The following is an 18,990-nucleotide window of genomic DNA, read 5'->3' as shown; positions in this document are numbered from 1 at the left end:
GTCCCGAAGGATACGCGACGGCTGGACGATCGCCTGTTCCGACATTCCCATTCCTCGAAAGGTAACCCGATGAACCTTTCCCTGACACTCACGATCAACGGGGAGCGACGCGAAATCGTTCTCGACGATCCTCGCGTGACGCTGCTCGACCTTCTGCGCGAGCGTCTGCACCTCACCGGCGCCAAGAAGGGCTGCGACCGCGGCCAGTGCGGCGCCTGCACGATCCTCGTCGACGGCGAGCGGATCAATTCCTGTCTCGCTCTGGCGATCAGCTACGACGGCGCGGCGATCACCACCATCGAGGGCCTCGCCGAGGGCGACAAGCTGCATCCGGTGCAGCAGGCCTTCATCGAGCATGACGGCTTCCAATGCGGCTTCTGCACGCCGGGCCAGATCATGAGCGCCGTCGGTCTGATCGCCGAGGGCCAGGCCTGCGACGATCCGGAGCGGGTGCGCGAGGCGATGAGCGGCAACATCTGCCGCTGCGGCGCCTACAAGGGCATCACCGAGGCGGTGATCGACGCGAGCGGCAAGCTTTCGGCCGGCAAGGAAAGGGACGCGGCATGAACCTCTTCGAATATGTTCGCCCGGCCTCCGTCGCCGAGGCCATCGCCGCCGCCGGCGAGCCGAACTCGGCCTATCTCGGCGCCGGCACCAACCTCCTCGACCTGATGAAGGGCGGCGCCCTCACCCCGGCCCGGCTCGTCGACCTCACCCACCTGCCTGATCTCGGCAGCATCGAGACCCTGCCGGACGGATCGACGCGGATCGGTGCCCTGGTGAAGAACGCCGCCCTCGCCCATGACACCGACTTCGCGAAGCGGTTTCCGGTGGTGGCCGAGGCGCTCCTTTCGGGTGCCTCTGCGCAGCTGCGCAACGCCGCGACGGTGGGCGGCAACCTGATGCAGCGCACCCGCTGCCCGTACTTCACCGACACCGCCAGCGCCTGCAACAAGCGCCAGCCCGGCTCCGGCTGCGACGCGATCGGCGGCGAGAACCGCTCCCACGCCGTTCTCGGCTGGAGCGAAAACTGCATCGCCGTCCACCCGTCGGATTTCTGCGTGGCGCTGACGGCGCTCGGCGCGATCGTCGAGATCGAGGGAACGACCGGCCGGCGCGAGGTGCCGATCACCGAGTTCTTCCTCCTGCCCGGCGACACGCCCGAGAAGGAGACGGTGCTTGAGGCCGGCGAGATGATCGTCGCCGTCAGACTGCCTGCGGAAGCGGCCAAGCTCGCCGCCAACCAGCGCTATCTGAAGGTCCGCGAGCGCACCTCCTATGCCTTCGCCCTCGCCTCGGCGGCAGCGGCGTTGACGATCGAGAACGGTGCCATCACCGAAGCGCGGCTCGCCCTCGGCGGCGTCGCACCGAAGCCCTGGCGGGCGAGCGAGGCGGAAGCCGCCCTCGTCGGCAAGGCGCCGGGCAAGGAGGCCTTTGCGGCTGCCGCCGAAGCGGCCTTCGCCGAGGCGAAGCCCTCCGGCGACAACGCCTACAAGATCGAGCTCGGCAAGCGCGTCGTCGCCCGCGTTCTGGCGATGGCCGCGGCCGGCACCCCGGAGCGCATGCCGGCGCTTCCCGCCTCGGCCTTCGCCCCCCTTCCGGAAGGTGTCGTCAATGTCTGATATCGCCTCGCTCCCGACGGGATCGCGGCAGCGCCAGGGATCGAACATCGGCCAGCCGATGACCCGGCGCGACGGGATCCTGAAAGTCACCGGCAGCGCCACCTATGCGGCCGACAACAACCCCGAGGGCCTCATGCATGCGGTGCTCGCCACGGCGACGATCGCCCGCGGCAAGGTCACCCGCCTCGACGTCGAGGCTGCGCGGGCGCATCCCGGCGTCGTCGAGGTGATGACGCCGGAGAACCGGCCGCCTCTCGCCACCGACCCGGACGAGAAGACCAATCCCTTCGCCTTCCGGCTCGATGCCCTGCAGAACGACGGCGTGCGCTATGCCGGGCAGCCGATCGCGGTGGTCGTCGCAAAGACGCTCGAGGCCGCCGTCGAGGGCGCGGCGCTCTTGCGGCCGAGCTACGAAACCGAGGCGGCGCGCGTCGATCTCGAAGGCGAGAGCTTCGTTGCCGAGATCGTCGGGCCCGGTGCGCCGGGCCGCGCCGCAAGCGGCGACTTCGACGCGGCTTTCGCCAGCGCGGCGAAGCACATCGAGGCGACCTACGACACCCCGCCGCAATATCACAACGCCATGGAACCGCATTCCATCGTCGTGCGATGGGAAGGCGACAGCCTGTCGATCGACATGCCGACCCAAGGTCTTGCCATGGCGGTCGGCCGCACGGCGGAGCTCTTCGGCATCTCGCCCGAGAAGATCCACATCCGCAGCCCGTTCCTCGGCGGTGGCTTCGGCTCCAAGGGCCTCGCGGCGGGACCGCAGGTGCTCGGCATCCTTGCGGCGAAGCTCGTCGGCGCGCCGGTCAAGCTCGTCCTCACCCGCCAGCAGATGTACGGCCCGGTCGGTCATCGTGGTCAGACGCGGCAGACGGTGAAGCTCGGCATGGGCGAGGACGGCCGGCTTGCCGCCATCGAGCATCACACGCTCACCTCGACGAGCCGCTTCGACGACTTTCTCGAGCCGGCCTCCAATGTCACCCATTCGCTCTATGCGGCGCCCGCCATCCGCACCACCCACGCCGGTTCGCGCATCGACATCGGCACGCCGATGTTCATGCGGGCGCCGGGCGAGGCGCCAGGCTCGGCGGCGCTTGAGAGCGCCATCGACGAGGCGGCCTTTGCAGCGGGAATGGACCCGCTGGACTTCCGGCTCCTCAACTATGCCGAGGTCGAGCCGATCTCCGGCAAGCCCTTCTCCTCGAAAGCTTTGCGCGAATGCTACGAGCGGGGCGCCGCGCGGTTCGGCTGGTCGAAGCGCCCCCAAGCCCCGCGCTCGATGCGCGACGGCGAAGGCCGGCTCCTCGGCTGGGGTGTCGGCACCGCCACCTTCCCGGCGATCATGTTCCAGGCCGAGGCCCGGGCGGTGATCCGGGCCGATGGCAGCGGGCTGATGGAGATCGGCGCCCATGACATGGGCCAGGGTGCCTGGACGGCGCTGCACCAGATCGCCGCCGACGGCCTGGGCCTGTCGATGGACGAGGTCGAGTTCCGTTCCGGCTCGTCCGACCTGCCGAATGCCGGCATCGCCGGCGGCTCCGGCCACACGGCGACGGCGGGCACGGCGCTGCATGGCGCCGGCGAGGACGTCATCGCCAGGCTCACCGAACTCGCCGTGAATGACGAGGCGTCGCCGCTCTATGGCGCCGGCAATGTCGGTGTCGTCGCCAGGAACGGCCGGCTGGTTCGCCAGGACGACGAGAGCCGCGGCGAGCCCTATGCCGCCATCCTGAAGCGGGCCGGCCTTGCCGAGATCGAGGGCCGCGGCCAGAGCGCCGCCGACCCGGCCGCGCAGGAGCGCTACGCCATGGACGCCCATGGCGCGGTCTTCGCCGAGGTGGCGGTCGATCCGAATCTCGGCCAGATCCGGGTGACGCGGCTCGTCGGCGCCTTTGCCGCCGGCCGGGTCATCAATCCGCGGATGGTCGAGAGCCAGTATTACGGCGGGATGATCTGGGGTCTCTCCTTCGCCCTCCACGAGGAAGCGGTGCACGACAAGCGCACCGGCCGGATTATGAATGCCAACCTCGCCGAATACAGGGTGCCGGTGAATGCCGACGTCCCGTCTCTCGAGGCAATCCTCGTCCATGAGGACGACCCCCACGTCAACGCGCTCGGGGTCAAGGGCGTCGGCGAGATCGGCATCACCGGCACGGTCGGCGCCATCGCCAATGCTATCTGGCACGCGACGGGCGTCCGCGTCCGGCGCTTTCCGATCGGGCTCGCCGATCTTCTCGGCGGCACGCCCGACGTCTCCGACAAAGGAGTCTAGCGTCATGTCTGATGCGATCCCCATGCCGGGCGGGCGCAACCGCTTCGGCTCCAACAGCGGCCAGCCTTTGACCCGCCGCGACGGCGTCCTGAAGGTGACGGGCGCCGCCACCTTCGCCGCCGACAACCATCCCGACCGGCTGCTCCACGCCGTGACCGCCGGCGCCACCGTCTCGCGCGGCCGGGTGACCTTCCTCGACGTTGAGGCTGCGAAGGCGCATCCCGGCGTCGTTGCGGTGATCACGCCGGAAAATCGGCCGCCGCTGGCGATGGATCCGGACGAGAAGCCGACGCGTTTCTCCTTCCGCACCGAGGTGCTGCAGGACGACACGGTCCGCTATGCCGGCCAGCCGATCGCCCTCGTCGTCGCCGAGACGCTGGAGGCGGCCACCGAGGGAGCGCGGCTGCTCTCGCCGCGCTACGAGGAGGAACCGGCTCGGCACGGCTTCGACGCCGTCGACACCTACGAGCCCGAGGCCGTCGGCGTCGGCGCCCCTGCGAAGGTCGGCAAGGGCGACGTCGAGGCGGGGCTTGCAGCCGCCACCCGGCGGGTCGAGGTCCGCTACGAGACGCCGGGGCAGTATCACAACGCGATGGAGCCCCATGCCATCGTCGCCGAATGGGATGGCGACCGCGTCACCCTCGACACGCCGAACCAGGCGCTCGTGATGTCGACCGGCGCCTTCGCCGCATGGTTCGGCATCCCGGCCGAGAACGTCACGATCCGCAGCCCCTTCCTCGGCGGCGGCTTCGGGTCGAAGGCGATCATCTTCGGCGGCCAGGTCCTCGCCATCCTCGCTGCCAGAATGCTTCAGCGGCCGGTCAAGCTCGCCCTCAGGCGGGACCAGATGTACGGCCCGGTCGGCCATCGCGGCGCGACGCGGCAGGAGATGCGGCTCGGCATCGACGACGAGGGACGGCTCACCGCCCTCGATCACCTGACGACGTCGGCGACGTCGAGCTTCGAGGAGTTCCTCGAGCCGGCCTCCAACGCCTCGCTGAACACCTATGCGACGCCGGCGCTGCTGGCGCGGCACAAGGCGGTGCGGTGGGACATCGGCACGCCGGGTCCGATGCGCGCGCCGGGCGAAGCCTCCGGCTCGGCGGTGCTCGAATCGGCGATGGACGAGGCGGCCTTCGCCGCCGGGCTCGATCCGCTGGAGTTCCGGCTGCGCAACTATGCCGAGACCGATCCGGCCTCCGGCAAGCGGTTCTCCGCCAAGGCGCTGCGCGAATGCTACGCCGACGGTGCCAAGCGCTTCGGCTGGGCCGGCAGGCCGCTCGCGCCGGGGCAGATGCGCGACGAGACCGGGCGTCTCGTCGGCTGGGGCATGGGGACGGCGCTGTTTCATGCGCCGATGTTCCAGGCCGAGGCGAAAGCCACCCTGCGGGCCGACGGCACCGCGCTGGTCGAGACCGCCGGCGCCGACATGGGCCAGGGTGCCTGGACGGCGCTGCACCAGATCGCGGCGGACGGCCTCGGCCTCGCCATCTCGATGGTCGAGTTCCACTCCGGCCATTCGGGGCTGCCCGACGGTGGCATCGCCGGCGGCTCGGGCCACACCGCGACGGCAGGCAGCGCGCTGCACGCCGCCGGGACCGATGCGATCGCCAAGCTCTCCGAACTCGCGGTGGGCGACGAGCGCTCGCCGCTCTTCGGCGCCGGCAATGTCGGTGTCGAGGCGCGCGACGGCAGGCTCTACCGCGCCGACGATCCGGAACGGTCGGAAAGCTATGCCGAGATCCTCGCGCGAGCCGGCCTCTCGGAGATCGGCGGCGCCGGCCAGGGCGCCCGCGATCCGGCGAGCGCCGAGGAACGGGCGATGTTCTCCCACGGCGCGGTGTTCGCCGAGGTGAAGGTCGATCCCGATCTCGGCCAGATCAAGGTCAGCCGGCTGGTCGGCGCCTTCGCGGCTGGCCGCATCATCAACCCGAGGCTGGCATCGAGCCAGCTCTATGGCGGGATGATCTGGGGCCTCGGCTTCGCCCTCGAGGAACAGGCGGTCCACGACCGGCGGTCGGGGCGGATCATGAATGCCAACATCGCCGAGTACCATGTGCCGGTGAATGCCGACGTGCCGGAGATGGACGTGATCCTCGTCCCCGAGGACGATCCATACGTCAATCCGCTCGGCATCAAGGGTGTCGGCGAGATCGGCATCACCGGCACCGTCGGGGCCATCGCCAATGCCGTCTGGCACGCCACCGGAATTCGCGCCCGCCGCTTTCCGATCGGGATCGCCGACATGCTGACGCGGCCGCAGGCCGCCTGATCGACCCGATCGCTCCTCGCCGGCGACCCGATCGGTCATCCTCGGTGACCCGATCGCTCATCCGGGGCGACCCGATCGCAGACGTTCGAACCCGCCGGTGGCCACCATCGGCGGGTTTGTCCTATCCGGCATGACATCGACAACGCCCGGGCCTCGCGATAAGAGCGCAAGGACCGACTGGATTGACGTAGCGGACCGTCGGCTCCCGCCTATTTTCATGCGCGTGGGTCCGCGGCGGGCGCCTGGCCGACGATGAGGGAAAGATTGATGCTCGATTTGCTTGGCGCGGGACGACCGGACAATCCGGCGATCGGAGCACCGGATCGGCCCGCCCTCACCTATCGGGATCTTTCCGCCCTCGTCGACAAGACCGTCGCGGCGCTGAACGGCTTCGGCATCGGTCGGGGCGACAGGGTGGCGATCGTGCTGCCCAACGGCCCTGAAATGGCCGCGGCCTTCGTCTCGATCGCCGCCGGCGCCGTCGCGGCGCCGCTCAACCCGGCCTACCGGGCCGAGGAGATGGAATTCTACCTGACGGACCTCAGGGCCAAGGCGATCGTCCTCGATGAGGCCGGACACGAGGCGGCCGAGGGTATCGCGGCGAAGCTCGGCATCCCGGTGCTGCGGCTTTCCGTCGATGCCGTCGCCCCCGCCGGTGCCTTTTCGCTGAGCGGCGAGGCGCGCGGGACGGCAGCGCGGCCGGGACTTTCCGCGGAAAATGAGGAAGCGCTCGTCCTCCACACATCCGGCACCACCTCACGGCCGAAGATCGTGCCCCTCACCCTCGGCAATCTCAAGGCCTCGGCGCGTCACATCCGCACCTCGCTGGAGCTGACGCCCGAAGACCGCTGCCTCAACATCATGCCGCTTTTCCACATCCACGGGCTGATCGCGGCGGTGCTGTCTTCGCTTTCGGCCGGCGCCTCGGTCATCTGCACCCCGGGCTTCAACGGCCTGAAGGTCTATCACTGGATGGATGACGCCGCCCCCAGCTGGTACACGGCGGTGCCGACGATGCATCAGGCGATCCTCGCCAGGGCGCCGCGCAACAAGGACAGCGTCGCGCGGGCGAAGCTGCGCTTCATCCGCTCCTCCTCCTCGTCGCTGCCGCCGCAGGTGATGACCCAGCTGGAGGAGACCTTCGACTGCCCGGTGATCGAGGCCTACGGCATGACCGAGGCGGCGCACCAGATGACCTGCAACCTTCTGCCCCCCGGAGCCCGCAAGGCCGGCAGCGTCGGCCCTTCCGCCGGCCCCGAGGTGGCGATCCTTTCCGATGACGGCGAGATCCTGCCGACCGGCGCCATCGGCGAGGTCTGCATCCGCGGCCCCAATGTCACCGCCGGCTACGAGAACAACGAGGCGGCCACCGCCGAGGCCTTCGCCCATGGCTGGTTCCATACCGGCGACCAGGGCCGGCTCGACGAGGACGGTTTCCTGTTCCTGACCGGTCGGCTGAAGGAGATCATCAATCGTGGCGGCGAGAAGATCTCGCCCCGCGAGGTCGACGAGGTGCTGATGGACCATCCGGCCGTGCAGCAGGTGGTCTGTTTCGCCATGCCCCACGACAAGCTCGGCGAGGACGTCGCCGCGGCGGTCGTGCTTCGCGACGGCATGCAGGCGAACGAGCGGGAGCTCCGCGATTTCGCGGCGGAGCATCTCGCCGATTTCAAGGTGCCGCGGCGTCTCGTCTTTCTCGACGAGATCCCGAAGGGCGCGACCGGCAAGCTGCAGCGGATCGGCCTCGCCGAGAAGCTGGGCCTCGGCAAGGAGGGGGGAGCATGAAGATCTGCATCTATGGCGCCGGCGCGATCGGTGGACTGATCGGGGCGCGGCTTGCCGAACGCACCGATGCCGAGGTCAGCCTCGTCGCCCGCGGGCCGCATCTTGCGGCCATGCAGGAGAAGGGCCTGACCCTGCGCACCGCGGAGGGCGAATTCACCGTCAAGGTCCGCGCCACCGACGACCCGGCGACGCTCGGCCCGCAGGACTACGTACTGATCGCGCTGAAGGCCCACTCGGTGCCGGCGATCCTGCCGGGGCTCAAGCCGCTGCTCGGCGAGGAGACCGCGGTCGTCACCGCCCAGAACGGCCTGCCCTGGTGGTATTTCTACAAGAGCGGCGGCGAGCATGAGGGCCGGCGCATCGAAGCCGTCGATCCCGGCGGCGCGATCTGGGACACGATCGGCCCCGAGCGCGCCATCGGCTGCGTCGTCCATCCGGCCGCCGACATCGAGGCGCCCGGCGTGATCCGTCACACCGAGGGCGAGCGGCTGCCGCTCGGCGAGCCTTCCGGCGAGAAGACCGAACGCTCGCAGGCGCTGTCGCGGCTCCTGGTCGCCGGCGGCTTCCGCGCGCCGGTGCGGCCGCATATCCGCTCGGAGATCTGGGTGAAGCTCTGGGGCAACGTCTCCTTCAACCCGATCTCGGCGCTGACCGGCGCGACGCTGGCGGCGATCTGCGGCCATGACGGCACCCGCGCCGTCGCCCGGGAGATGATGGAGGAGGCCGAAGCGATCGCCGAGGCCCTCGGCATCCGCTTCCCGATCGACGTCGACAAGCGCATCGCAGGCGCCGCCGAGATCGGCGAGCACAAGACGTCGATGCTGCAGGATCTCGAACTCGGCCGGCCGATGGAGATCGACGCGCTCGTCGCCTCGGTGCAGGAGCTCGGCCGGCTGACCGGCATTGCGACCCCGACGATCGACACGGTGCTCGGCCTCGTGCGGCTGAGGGCCGAGACGCCGCTCGCCCGCTGAGGTTACGGACCGGTGGCCTCCAACCCGGCGAAGACCTTCGGCAGCATGCCCGGGAGATCCTCGGCGATCAGGCCGGCCCCGAAGGCCTCGGCCGCTTTGCCATGCATCCAGACGGCGGCCGCCGCCGCCTCGAAGCTGGGCGTCCCCTGAGCGAGCTGTGCCGCGACGATGCCCGACAGGACGTCGCCGGAACCGGCGGTGGCAAGCCACGGCGTGCCGGTGGCATTGATCGCGGCGCGGCCGTCCGGCGCCGCGATCACCGTGTCGCGTCCCTTCAACACCACGACGGCACAGGCGCGCTCCGCGGCCAGCCGGGCCTGGTCGAGCTTCGAGAGACCCTCGGCCGAGGCGATATCGGGAAACAGCCGCTTGAATTCGCCTGAATGGGGGGTCAGCACCAGCGCCGGCTCGCTATCTCCGCGCGCTTCCGATGCCGCCCTCGCAGCGGCGAACAGCGCCTCGGGATCGTCCTTGAACGAGGAGATCCCGTCGGCGTCGAGCACCAGCCGCCCCCCGGCCGCGAGCACCGCCTCGGCATAGGCACGGGCTGTCTCGCCGGCGCCGAAACCCGGCCCGAGGACGAAGGCGTTCAGCCGAGTGTCGCCGAGATGGGATGCGAGTTCGTCCGTATCCTCGCAACGCTTCAGCATGACCGCGGTCAGATGGGCGGCATTGACCAGCACCGCACCGGCCGGAGAAAACATCGTCACCAGCCCGGCGCCCGCCCGCAGCGCCGCCGTCGCCGCCAGCCGCGCGGCGCCCGTGCGGCTCGCCGGCCCGGAGAACACGACGGCATGGCCGCGGTCGTATTTGTGGCCGGCGTCGCTTGGCACAGCGAGACGATGGCGCCAGAGCGCCGGCCGGTTCTCGAAGCATTTGGGCGCGATCGTCTCCAGTGCCGTCGACAGGACTCCGATGTCGCTGACGGCGACAGCGCCGCAGTGGGACCGACCGGGTTCGAGGAGATGGCCGGGCTTCCGACGGAAGAACGTCACCGTCGCCTCCGCTTCGACCGCCGTGCCGAGCACCGCGCCGCTCGCCCCGGAGATGCCGGACGGCAGGTCGATCGCGACGACCGGCGTTGCCGCCGCGTTGAGCCGCTCGACCAGTTCCGCAACTTCGCCCTCGAGCGGCCGGGCAAGCCCTGCCCCGAAGAGCCCGTCGATGACGAGGTCGAAGCTCTGAGCATCGAACGCCGCGAGGGGCTCGGCCGGTCCGTCATAGGCCGCCGCCGCATTCGCCGCGTCGCCCTGCAGCTTCTCGGGAGGAACCAGATGGAACAGCCGCACCTCGCGCCCGGCGCGCAGCAGGATCGCGGCTGCGGCATAGGCATCGCCGCCATTGTTGCCCGGCCCGGCGAGGCAGGCGACGCGTTCGGCGCCAGGATAACGCGCGAGGACGGTTTCGGCGATCGCCTCGGCCGCCCGCTCCATCAGAACGATGCCCGGCGTCCCCGCAGCGATCGTCAGCCGGTCTGCCTCACCCATTTCGGCGAGGGTGAGTAGCGCAGCATCCATTGCCTGATTTTGCGCCATTCTAACTGCCGACTTCTTCATCTTTGTGCCTATCAATTATGCAATCTAACGCGATCGGCCATCCGGCGCCGATGGATCGACGAGCCTGGCCGGCGGCCTCGGGAAAAAAATCTCGGTCCTTGGCGCCGTAGCGTCATCGCTCCATTGCCGGCTTGCGGAATCAAGCTATTTCCGTTTGGCCTGCACAGCCGGCCTGTTGGCATGACACCTGCATCGTCGGCGCCGACGGGCAGAAGGCCCGGTGCAACGATAAAGATTGAAAAAGGGCAGTCGATGAAAAAGGTCGAGGCGATCATCAAGCCGTTCAAGCTGGATGAGGTGAAAGAGGCGCTTCAGGAAGTCGGCCTCCAGGGCATCACCGTGACCGAGGCAAAGGGATTCGGCCGCCAGAAGGGACATACCGAGCTCTATCGCGGCGCCGAATATGTCGTCGACTTCCTCCCCAAGGTGAAGGTCGAGATCGTTCTCTCGGACGAGACGGTCGAGGCGGCGGTCGAGGCCATCCGCAAGGCGGCGCAGACCGGCCGCATAGGCGACGGCAAGATCTTCGTCTCGCCGATCGAGGAGGCCATCCGCATCCGCACCGGCGAATCCGGCACCGACGCGATCTGACGGATTTCTGCCCATCAAGCCCTGTGGATCAAGGACATCGCAGAATGCCGTCCGCAGCCGGCTGAACCGAGGATGGATCGGCGCGCCGATTTCAGGTAGCCAAGCGCCGATCCGGCACACGATCGGACAAAACACACGCAACGGGAAGGACGGCCATGACGAGTGCCAACGAGATTCTGAAGCAGATCAAGGACAACGACATCAAGTTCGTCGACCTGCGCTTCACCGATCCAAAGGGCAAGATGCAGCATGTGACGATGGATGCCTCCATCGTCGATGAAGACATGTTCTCGGAAGGCTCGATGTTCGACGGTTCGTCGATCCAGGGCTGGAAGGCCATCAACGAGTCCGACATGGTGCTGATGCCGGATCCCGAGACCGCCTATATGGATCCGTTCTTCGCCCAGGCGACGATGGCGGTGACCTGCGACATCCTCGATCCGATCTCCGGCGAAGGCTACAACCGCGACCCGCGCTCGACCGCCCGCAAGGCCGAGGCCTATCTTTCCCAGTCGGGCATCGGCGACAGCTGCTATTTCGGCCCCGAGGCCGAGTTCTTCGTCTTCGACGACGTTCGCTACAAGGCCGACCCGTACAACACCGGTTTCAAGCTCGATTCGACCGAGCTGCCGTCCAACGACGACACCGAATACGAGACCGGCAATCTCGGCCACCGGCCGCGCACCAAGGGCGGCTACTTCCCCGTCCCGCCGGTCGACAGCTGCCAGGACATGCGCTCGGAGATGCTGACGGTAATGGCCGAGATGGGCGTCTCGGTCGAGAAGCATCACCACGAGGTGGCGGCCGCCCAGCACGAGCTCGGCATCAAGTTCGACACCCTCACCCGCAACGCCGACAAGATGCAGATCTACAAATACGTGATCCATCAGGTGGCGAACGCCTACGGTAAGACGGCAACCTTCATGCCGAAGCCGGTCTATGGTGACAACGGCTCGGGCATGCACGTCCACCAGTCGATCTGGAAGGGCGACAAGCCTGCTTTCGCGGGCAACGAATATGCCGGACTGTCGGAGAGCGCGCTGTTCTACATCGGCGGCATCATCAAGCACGCCAAGGCGATCAACGCCTTCACCAATCCCTCGACCAACTCCTACAAGCGCCTGGTCCCGGGCTTCGAGGCTCCGGTGCTGCTCGCCTATTCAGCCCGCAACCGCTCGGCCTCCTGCCGCATCCCCTTCGGCCAGTCGCCGAAGTCGAAGCGCGTCGAGGTCCGCTTCCCCGATCCGACGGCAAACCCCTATCTCGCCTTCGCCGCCATGCTGATGGCCGGCCTCGACGGCATCAAGAACAAGATCCATCCGGGCGCCGCCATGGACAAGGATCTCTACGACCTGCCGGCCGAGGAGCTGAAGGAGATCCCGACCGTCTGCCGCTCGCTGCGCGAAGCCATGGAGAGCCTCGACGCCGACCGCGACTTCCTGAAGGCCGGCGGCGTCTTCGACGACGACCAGATCGACGCCTTCATCGACCTGAAGATGGCCGAGGTGCTGCGCTACGAAATGACGCCGCATCCGATCGAGTTCGACATGTACTACTCGGTCTGATCGAGAGATCTGCCATCGGCGGAATGAGACGAAGGGCGCCCGGCAACGGGCGCCCTTTTCATGTCCGCCACCGTCGGTGCCGGGATACGGGCCGGACGCCCTCGCGTCGGGGCATAGGGCGCCCGCTCCGAAAATCCTTCGCAGCCGCCGATTTTTCCGTGGAAAACGCCGCAAGCGGCCGCGAAACCGGCAATCCGCCCAACCCGCACCTTGAAGAACATTTCGTGAAAGTGTAGGCAGGGCCCTATGATTGCGGCGCAGCATGACACTTCCTGGATCGAGCGAGGAAATCCCGGCCGATGAGCGACGACCTGTTCTCGGGCAACGCCGCTCGCAAGCCCTCTCCGCCAAAGCCGGCGGCGCCCCGCCGCCAGCCGGCCCAGGAATTCGTCCCCGGCGCCGACTATACCGCCGCTGACATCGAGGTGCTGGAAGGGCTGGAGCCCGTCCGGCGACGGCCCGGCATGTATATCGGCGGCACCGACGAGAAGGCCGTCCATCACCTCTTTGCCGAGGTGATCGACAACTCGATGGACGAGGCGACGGCCGGCCACGCCAATTTCATCGAGGTCTCGCTCGAGGCCGACGGCTCGCTCGCAGTCTCCGACAACGGCCGCGGCATTCCGATCGACCCGCATCCGAAATACAAGGACCGCTCCGCCCTCGAAGTGATCATGACGACGCTGCATGCCGGCGGCAAGTTCGACTCCAAGGTCTACGAGACCTCTGGCGGCCTCCACGGCGTCGGCGTCTCCGTGGTGAACGCCTTGTCGGAGCAGCTCGAGGTCGAGGTCGCCCGCAACCGCAAGCTCTACCGCCAGACCTATGCGCGGGGTCTCGCCACCTCGCGGCTTGAGGAGGTCGGCGAGGTCCACAACCGGCGCGGCACCAAAGTGCGCTTCCGCCCCGACCCGGAGATTTTCGGCACCAATTGCCGCTTCCGTCCCGAGCGGCTGATGGCGATGGCCCGTTCGAAGGCCTATCTCTTCGGCGGCGTCGAGATCCGCTGGGCCTGCGATCCCTCGCTGATCGGCGCCGATTCCGGCGTGCCGACCCGCGAGACCTTCCACTTCCCCGGCGGCCTCAAGGACTATCTCGACACGACGCTCGGCACCGAGCACCGCGTGACCTCGCAGATCTTTGCCGGCCGCACCGAGAAGATCTCCGGCCACGGCGCCGTCGAATGGGCGGTGAGCTGGACCGCCGACGACGGCTTCGTCCGTTCCTACTGCAACACCATCCCGACGCCGGAGGGCGGCACCCACGAGGCCGGGCTGCGCTCGGTCTTGCTCCGCGGCCTCAAGGCTTTCGCGGAAGTCTCCGGTAACAAGCGCGCCGCTATCATCACCGGCGACGACATCATGCAGACCGCCTCGGCGATGTTGTCGGTTTTCATCCGCGAGCCGGAATTCGTCGGCCAGACCAAGGACCGTCTCGCCACCGCCGAGGCACAGCGCATCGTCGAGCAGTCGATGCGCGACAGTTTCGACATCTGGCTTGCCTCTTCGCCGCAGGACGCCGCGCGTCTGATCGACTGGGTGGTCGAGCGCGCCGACGAGCGGCTGCGCCGCCGCCAGGAAAAGGAGGTCAGCCGCAAGTCGGCGACCCGCAAGCTCCGGCTTCCCGGCAAGCTGGCAGACTGCTCGCAGACCGGCTCTGCCGGCGCGGAGATCTTCATCGTCGAGGGCGACTCCGCCGGCGGCTCGGCCAAGCAGGCCCGCGACCGCAAGGTCCAGGCCATCCTGCCGCTCAGAGGCAAGATCCTCAATGTCGCGAGCGCCGGACGGGACAAGCTCGGCGCCAACCAGCAGCTCGCCGACCTGACTTTGGCACTCGGCTGCGGCACCCGTTCGAAATACCGGCAGGAGGATCTGCGCTACGAGCGTGTGATCATCATGACCGACGCCGATGTCGACGGTGCCCACATCGCCTCGCTGCTGATCACCTTCTTCTATCGCGAGATGCCGGAGCTGATCCGCGGCGGCCATCTCTTCCTCGCCGTGCCGCCGCTCTACAAGCTGTCCGGCGGCGGCAAGACCTTCTATGCCCGTGACGATCGGCACCGCGAGGAGATCACCCAGCGCGAGTTCAAGGGTCGCAAGGTCGAGGTCGGGCGCTTCAAGGGCCTCGGCGAGATGCTCCCTGCCCAATTGAAGGAAACGACGATGGACCCGAAGAAGCGCACGCTTCTGCGCGTCATCGTCGACGAGACGCCGGAAGCCGGCACCTCGGGCGCCGTCGACGCGCTGATGGGCAACAAGCCGGAATCGCGCTTCCGCTTCATCCAGGAGCGCGCCGCTTTTGTCTCCGACCTTGACATCTGAGGATCGGCAGGGTCCGTCGATCGTCGTCCGGAGGGCCTTCGTTAGAGCGTCGCCTTGAAAGCCCTGAAATCCGCGACGACGGAGTGCCACGCGCCGCTGGCCACCTCGTCGATGACCACACACAACGTATCGCGTATTCGTGGCGTAGCTTCCAAATCCTTGCGTTTCACATGCCGGCAAAAAATCGGCACGACGTCGAGCATCGTCTCCCACTCAAAGTGAAAAGCCGGCCCGGAAAAACCCGGGCCGGCTTTGTCTGCCGCGCGGACTGTCACCGCCACGCGGATTCCTGATCAGTTGAACTTGTAGTTCAGGCCGACCCGGACCGTGTGCATGTCGAGATCGACCTCGTGATCGAGCGGCTGGTTCGGAATGTTGGCGTTGATCGTCCGGAAGCTCTCGGTGCCGAAGTCGGTGTACTGGTATTCGACCTTGGCCGTGAGGTTGTCCAGGAAGGCATATTCCAGACCGGCGCCGATCGTGTAGCCGAAGTCGAAGTCCTCGCTGCCGACATGGCAACGCTGAAGGCCGCCACCGACGGGCGGGCAACCATCCGCGAAGCTCCAGTCGAGATTGCGGCTGATCTCGGCGTCCGACCAGGCGACGCCGCCCGTACCGTAGATCAGCAGCCTGTCTGCTGCGTAGCCGAGGCGGCCGCGAAGGGTGGCCAGCACGTTCATGTCCAGATCGTCCGTCGTGCGGGCGTTGAAGCCGCCGAGCGAGAAGATGCCGGAGTCACGCGAGCCGTCCATGCCCGACCAGTCGATATCCGCCTCGACGCCGACGACGTAAGGCCCGCTCTGGTAGTTGTAGCCGAACTGGACGCCGGCGAGGCCGCCATCGCTGTCGAAGCTTCCGTCGCCGGTTCCGACGGCGAGTGCCGATGCGACAGCATTGATATTGCTGCCAGTAGGGACAGACGTGCTGGTGTCGCTGTTGCCCCAGCCGTACCCGCCGTTGATACCGATGTAGAAGCCACTCCAGTCATAGCCCGACGGTGCTGCGGTTTCGTACATGACATCGGCTGCCATGGAAGACGTCGCAACAACGAACATGCCTGCGGACGCCAGAAGTACTGCACGAATCATTTTGGGATCCCCCGTTTATCAGTCGACGGAGCAATTTGTCGCACCGTCACTACGAGTCGGCTACAACACTTTTGCAACACTAGATAACCGTAATCCAATACGTTCATTCACAAACAGCAATCATTCATTCATATGACCGTTGCGATGCGCCACTACTTACAAGTCTCGCACCAGCTTCGGCCGCATCTATACCGCAACGGTATCTCTTGACCGGATGCCGCAAGGCGGGGTCAAACGCCTATACAGCCGGCTCTCGACAAATTCGCGCGCTGAAGCAATTGTCGCCGCGGGAGTTTGAGTGTTCCGTGCGTCCGCGATCGGCCCGAAGCGATGCGCAAGCGGTTTCCAAGCGATCGCGTTGCTTGAAAACGGATTGCCGGGGCCGCGAGAGTTTTCAGCAAGTGGCGCTTGCGCCACACCAAAATCCATCCCGAGGCGACGGCCCCCGCGGACCGGTCTCGCCCCAACCGAGGTGATCATCATGCCCAGCCTGACCCCATTGCGTTCCGCCGGCATCGTCGCCGCCGCGCTGCTGCTGGCCGCCCCGGCTTCTGCTCAGGATGCAGCAGCCCCCGCCGCGCCGGAGGCGGGCGCCGCGGCAGCGCCGGCTCAAGGCAAGGATGCATCCGGCGAATTCTCGGCGGCCGTCGAGGCGCTGTCGCCGCTGATCCAGGACGTCCAGGTGGTCGGGCCCTGGTCGGACGGCGACGAGCACGGCGTCTGGCGCACGGTGATGGTCCAGCCCGCCGGCGATAACGCAGGGGCGCATTTCTTCATCCAGCAGCTCGATGCCTCCGGGCACAACGGATTGTCCTTGCGCTCGACGACGGAAATCCCCGAGATCGCCAAGATCGACGGCCAGGTCGTCGGCTATCGGGCGGACGACCCCAGCGAAACCGAGCCGAACAGCCTCGGCCTGTTCTTCGAGGTGGTGCCGTCGGACGGCGAGATCAGCGAGACCTACGAGCTGCATTTCACCCCGGGCCAGCCCTACCTCTTCGGCCCCGCCTCCAACTGAGCCGGTTCCGCCTGCCGAGCCTCTCGCCCTGCGGCAGTCGCGGGCGGGCGCCTCGGCGTGCCCGACGCGCCCGCGAGAGCAGGTCTGCCCATCTCGGGTCACCAGGTCCGGACCGTGGTGGCCGCCCTGCCGGCCCGCGCGCACCCTCGTCGGCCGCCGAAGGGTGACATTTACGACATTCCGATGAAAACCTCTTCAAAATCCCCGGAATCCTGCCCATATGCGCAGAAACGGTTGACTTGGACGACCAGTCGACCTATCGCCCGAGCACGACGGGCTCCCAAGGGCGCGACCTGCGCCGACATCTCGATCCGAAGAGACACGCCAGCTTGACACTTTTTTCCGAACTCGGTCTCAGCGCCAAGGTGCTGGCGGCTGTCGAAGCCTCCGGCTACACCGAACCGACCCCGATCCAGGCGGAGGCGATTCCGCACGCCTTGGAGCGGCGGGACGTGCTCGGCATCGCCCAGACCGGCACCGGCAAGACTGCGTCCTTCGTGCTGCCGATGCTGACGCTTCTGGAAAAAGGCCGCGCCAGGGCGCGCATGCCGCGTACGCTGATCATCGAGCCGACCCGCGAGCTCGCCGCGCAGGTGGAAGAGTCCTTTACCCGATACGGCAAGGACCAGAAGATCAACGTCGCGCTGCTCATCGGCGGCATGTCCTTCGATGAGCAGGACCGCAAGATTGATCGCGGCGCCGACGTCCTGATCGCGACGCCGGGCCGCCTGCTCGACCATTTCGAGCGCGGCAAGCTGCTGCTGACAGGCGTCGAGATCCTGGTCATCGACGAGGCCGACCGGATGCTCGACATGGGCTTCATTCCGGACATCGAGCGGATCTGCAAGCTGCTGCCCTTCACCCGGCAGACGCTGTTCTTCTCAGCGACCATGCCGCCGGAGATCACCCGGCTGACCGAGCAGTTCCTGCAGAACCCGGTGCGGGTCGAAGTCGCCAAGCAGGCATCCGCCGCCCTCACCGTCACCCAGCGGCTCGTCGCGACGGGCGGCAAGGAATGGGACAAGCGCGAGACCCTTCGCCGCGTGCTGCGAGAAGAGGCAGATCTCACCAACGCGATCATCTTCTGCAACCGCAAGCGGGACGTCTCGACGCTGTTCCGGTCGCTGGAAAAGCACGGCTTCTCGGCCGGTGCGCTGCATGGTGACATGGACCAGCGGGCACGCATGACGATGCTGCACAATTTCCGCGAGGACAAGATCCAGCTCCTCGTCGCCTCCGACGTCGCCGCCCGCGGCCTCGACATCCCGAAGGTCAGCCACGTCTTCAATTTCGACGTGCCGATCCATGCCGAGGACTATGTCCACCGAATCGGCCGTACCGGCCGCGCCGGCCGCTCCGGCAAGGCCTTCACGCTGGTCACCAAGTCCGACCGGAAATATCTCGACGCTATCGAGAAGATGATCGCCAATTCCATCGAGTGGCACGGGCCGACGGTCGCCGAACTGCCGGCCGACACCGAGGAGGACGAGCGTCCGAAGCGGGGCCGCGGCCGAGGTGGCAAGACTTCCGGCGACAAGCCGGAACGCCGCAGCCGCCGGGCGAAGTCGGAGCCGCGCGCCGAGGCTGATGTCACCGAGATTGCGGCGGACAGCGCCGTGCTCGAGCGGGCCGAGGCGGGAGAGCTCGCCGTTCCGGTCGAGGAGATCGCCGACCTGCCGGTGGCGAACGAGAACACCTCGCGTCCGGCTGCAGCCAGCTATCCGCGCGGCAACGGCGCCAGCCGGGGCGGGCGTTCGCAGCGCAGCCAAGATGGCGGGCACGGCAATGGTGGGCACGGCGGCGGTCGCCGCCGCGACGACGACGGCAAGCAGCCGGTCGGCTTCGGCGACGACATCCCGGCCTTCATGCTGATCAACACCGGCACCTGACGCCTCGCGGCGGGCGCCTCTGACGCCCGCT

Annotated in this window: 14 protein-coding genes; 11 read left to right on the top strand and 3 right to left on the bottom strand. The window is 67.6% G+C overall.

Annotated elements, in window-relative coordinates:
* Positions 1 to 69: 69 nt before the first annotated feature.
* The 6 genes from E3C22_RS00890 (at position 70) to E3C22_RS00865 (ending at position 8,928) form a co-directional block, all read left to right on the top strand.
* On the top strand, positions 70 to 567 hold the full coding sequence (locus E3C22_RS00890; protein ID WP_134759320.1) for a (2Fe-2S)-binding protein: 498 nt from the start codon (positions 70 to 72) through the stop codon (positions 565 to 567).
* A complete protein-coding gene (locus tag E3C22_RS00885) occupies positions 564 to 1,622 on the top strand; it encodes an FAD binding domain-containing protein (protein WP_134759318.1) in 1,059 nt (352 codons plus the stop codon). Before E3C22_RS00890 ends, E3C22_RS00885 begins: the two co-directional genes overlap by 4 nt.
* Positions 1,615 to 3,897, top strand: a complete 2,283-nt coding sequence (locus E3C22_RS00880) for a xanthine dehydrogenase family protein molybdopterin-binding subunit (RefSeq protein WP_134759316.1) — start codon at positions 1,615 to 1,617, stop codon at positions 3,895 to 3,897. The genes E3C22_RS00885 and E3C22_RS00880 overlap by 8 nt, the downstream gene beginning before the upstream one ends.
* A 4-nt stretch (positions 3,898 to 3,901) precedes the next feature.
* The gene (locus E3C22_RS00875; protein ID WP_134759314.1) at positions 3,902 to 6,169 is read left to right on the top strand and encodes a xanthine dehydrogenase family protein molybdopterin-binding subunit; all 2,268 of its coding nucleotides are present in this window, start codon (positions 3,902 to 3,904) and stop codon (positions 6,167 to 6,169) included.
* 267 nt (positions 6,170 to 6,436) lie between these two features.
* Positions 6,437 to 7,954, top strand: coding sequence for an acyl--CoA ligase (locus tag E3C22_RS00870; RefSeq protein WP_245514696.1), 1,518 nt, complete (start codon positions 6,437 to 6,439; stop codon positions 7,952 to 7,954).
* Positions 7,951 to 8,928 (top strand): 2-dehydropantoate 2-reductase, encoded by a 978-nt coding sequence (locus tag E3C22_RS00865; protein ID WP_134759310.1) that lies wholly within the window; start codon positions 7,951 to 7,953, stop codon positions 8,926 to 8,928. Before E3C22_RS00870 ends, E3C22_RS00865 begins: the two co-directional genes overlap by 4 nt.
* A gap of 2 nt (positions 8,929 to 8,930) precedes the next feature.
* Here E3C22_RS00865 and E3C22_RS00860 read toward each other — a convergent pair whose 3' ends face one another.
* Complete coding sequence (locus E3C22_RS00860; protein WP_167591583.1) at positions 8,931 to 10,445, bottom strand: NAD(P)H-hydrate dehydratase; 1,515 nt, start codon at positions 10,443 to 10,445, stop codon at positions 8,931 to 8,933.
* A 291-nt stretch (positions 10,446 to 10,736) separates the two neighbouring features.
* On the opposite strand from E3C22_RS00860, the gene E3C22_RS00855 reads away from it, so the two are divergent.
* The 3 genes from E3C22_RS00855 (at position 10,737) to parE (ending at position 14,964) form a co-directional block, all read left to right on the top strand.
* The gene (locus E3C22_RS00855; protein ID WP_134759306.1) at positions 10,737 to 11,075 is read left to right on the top strand and encodes a P-II family nitrogen regulator; all 339 of its coding nucleotides are present in this window, start codon (positions 10,737 to 10,739) and stop codon (positions 11,073 to 11,075) included.
* Between the two features lie 155 nt (positions 11,076 to 11,230).
* The gene (glnA, locus tag E3C22_RS00850; RefSeq protein WP_134759304.1) at positions 11,231 to 12,640 is read left to right on the top strand and encodes a type I glutamate--ammonia ligase; all 1,410 of its coding nucleotides are present in this window, start codon (positions 11,231 to 11,233) and stop codon (positions 12,638 to 12,640) included.
* A gap of 299 nt (positions 12,641 to 12,939) precedes the next feature.
* Complete coding sequence (gene parE, locus E3C22_RS00845) at positions 12,940 to 14,964, top strand: DNA topoisomerase IV subunit B (protein WP_134759302.1); 2,025 nt, start codon at positions 12,940 to 12,942, stop codon at positions 14,962 to 14,964.
* A 41-nt stretch (positions 14,965 to 15,005) separates the two neighbouring features.
* Here the strand turns inward: parE and E3C22_RS00840 are convergent, their stop codons facing one another.
* Together E3C22_RS00840 and E3C22_RS00835 are read right to left on the bottom strand one after the other, a co-directional pair.
* A complete protein-coding gene (locus E3C22_RS00840; protein WP_134759300.1) occupies positions 15,006 to 15,245 on the bottom strand; it encodes a hypothetical protein in 240 nt (79 codons plus the stop codon).
* A gap of 12 nt (positions 15,246 to 15,257) precedes the next feature.
* Positions 15,258 to 15,995 (bottom strand): outer membrane protein, encoded by a 738-nt coding sequence (locus E3C22_RS00835; protein WP_167591582.1) that lies wholly within the window; start codon positions 15,993 to 15,995, stop codon positions 15,258 to 15,260.
* 538 nt (positions 15,996 to 16,533) lie between these two features.
* On the opposite strand from E3C22_RS00835, the gene E3C22_RS00830 reads away from it, so the two are divergent.
* Together E3C22_RS00830 and E3C22_RS00825 are read left to right on the top strand one after the other, a co-directional pair.
* Positions 16,534 to 17,070 carry a hypothetical protein gene (locus E3C22_RS00830; RefSeq protein WP_134759296.1) on the top strand — a complete coding sequence of 179 codons (537 nt, stop codon included), beginning with the start codon at positions 16,534 to 16,536 and terminating at the stop codon, positions 17,068 to 17,070.
* A gap of 329 nt (positions 17,071 to 17,399) precedes the next feature.
* The gene (locus E3C22_RS00825) at positions 17,400 to 18,959 is read left to right on the top strand and encodes a DEAD/DEAH box helicase (RefSeq protein WP_134759294.1); all 1,560 of its coding nucleotides are present in this window, start codon (positions 17,400 to 17,402) and stop codon (positions 18,957 to 18,959) included.
* The last annotated feature ends 31 nt before the right edge of the window (positions 18,960 to 18,990 follow it).

Origin of the sequence: Jiella endophytica (assembly GCF_004519335.1) — a bacterium.
GTDB classification, from domain to species: domain Bacteria; phylum Pseudomonadota; class Alphaproteobacteria; order Rhizobiales; family Rhizobiaceae; genus Jiella; species Jiella endophytica.
The sequence above is the reverse complement of the archived record's forward strand: the minus strand, read 5'-3'. Positions and strand labels throughout refer to the sequence as shown.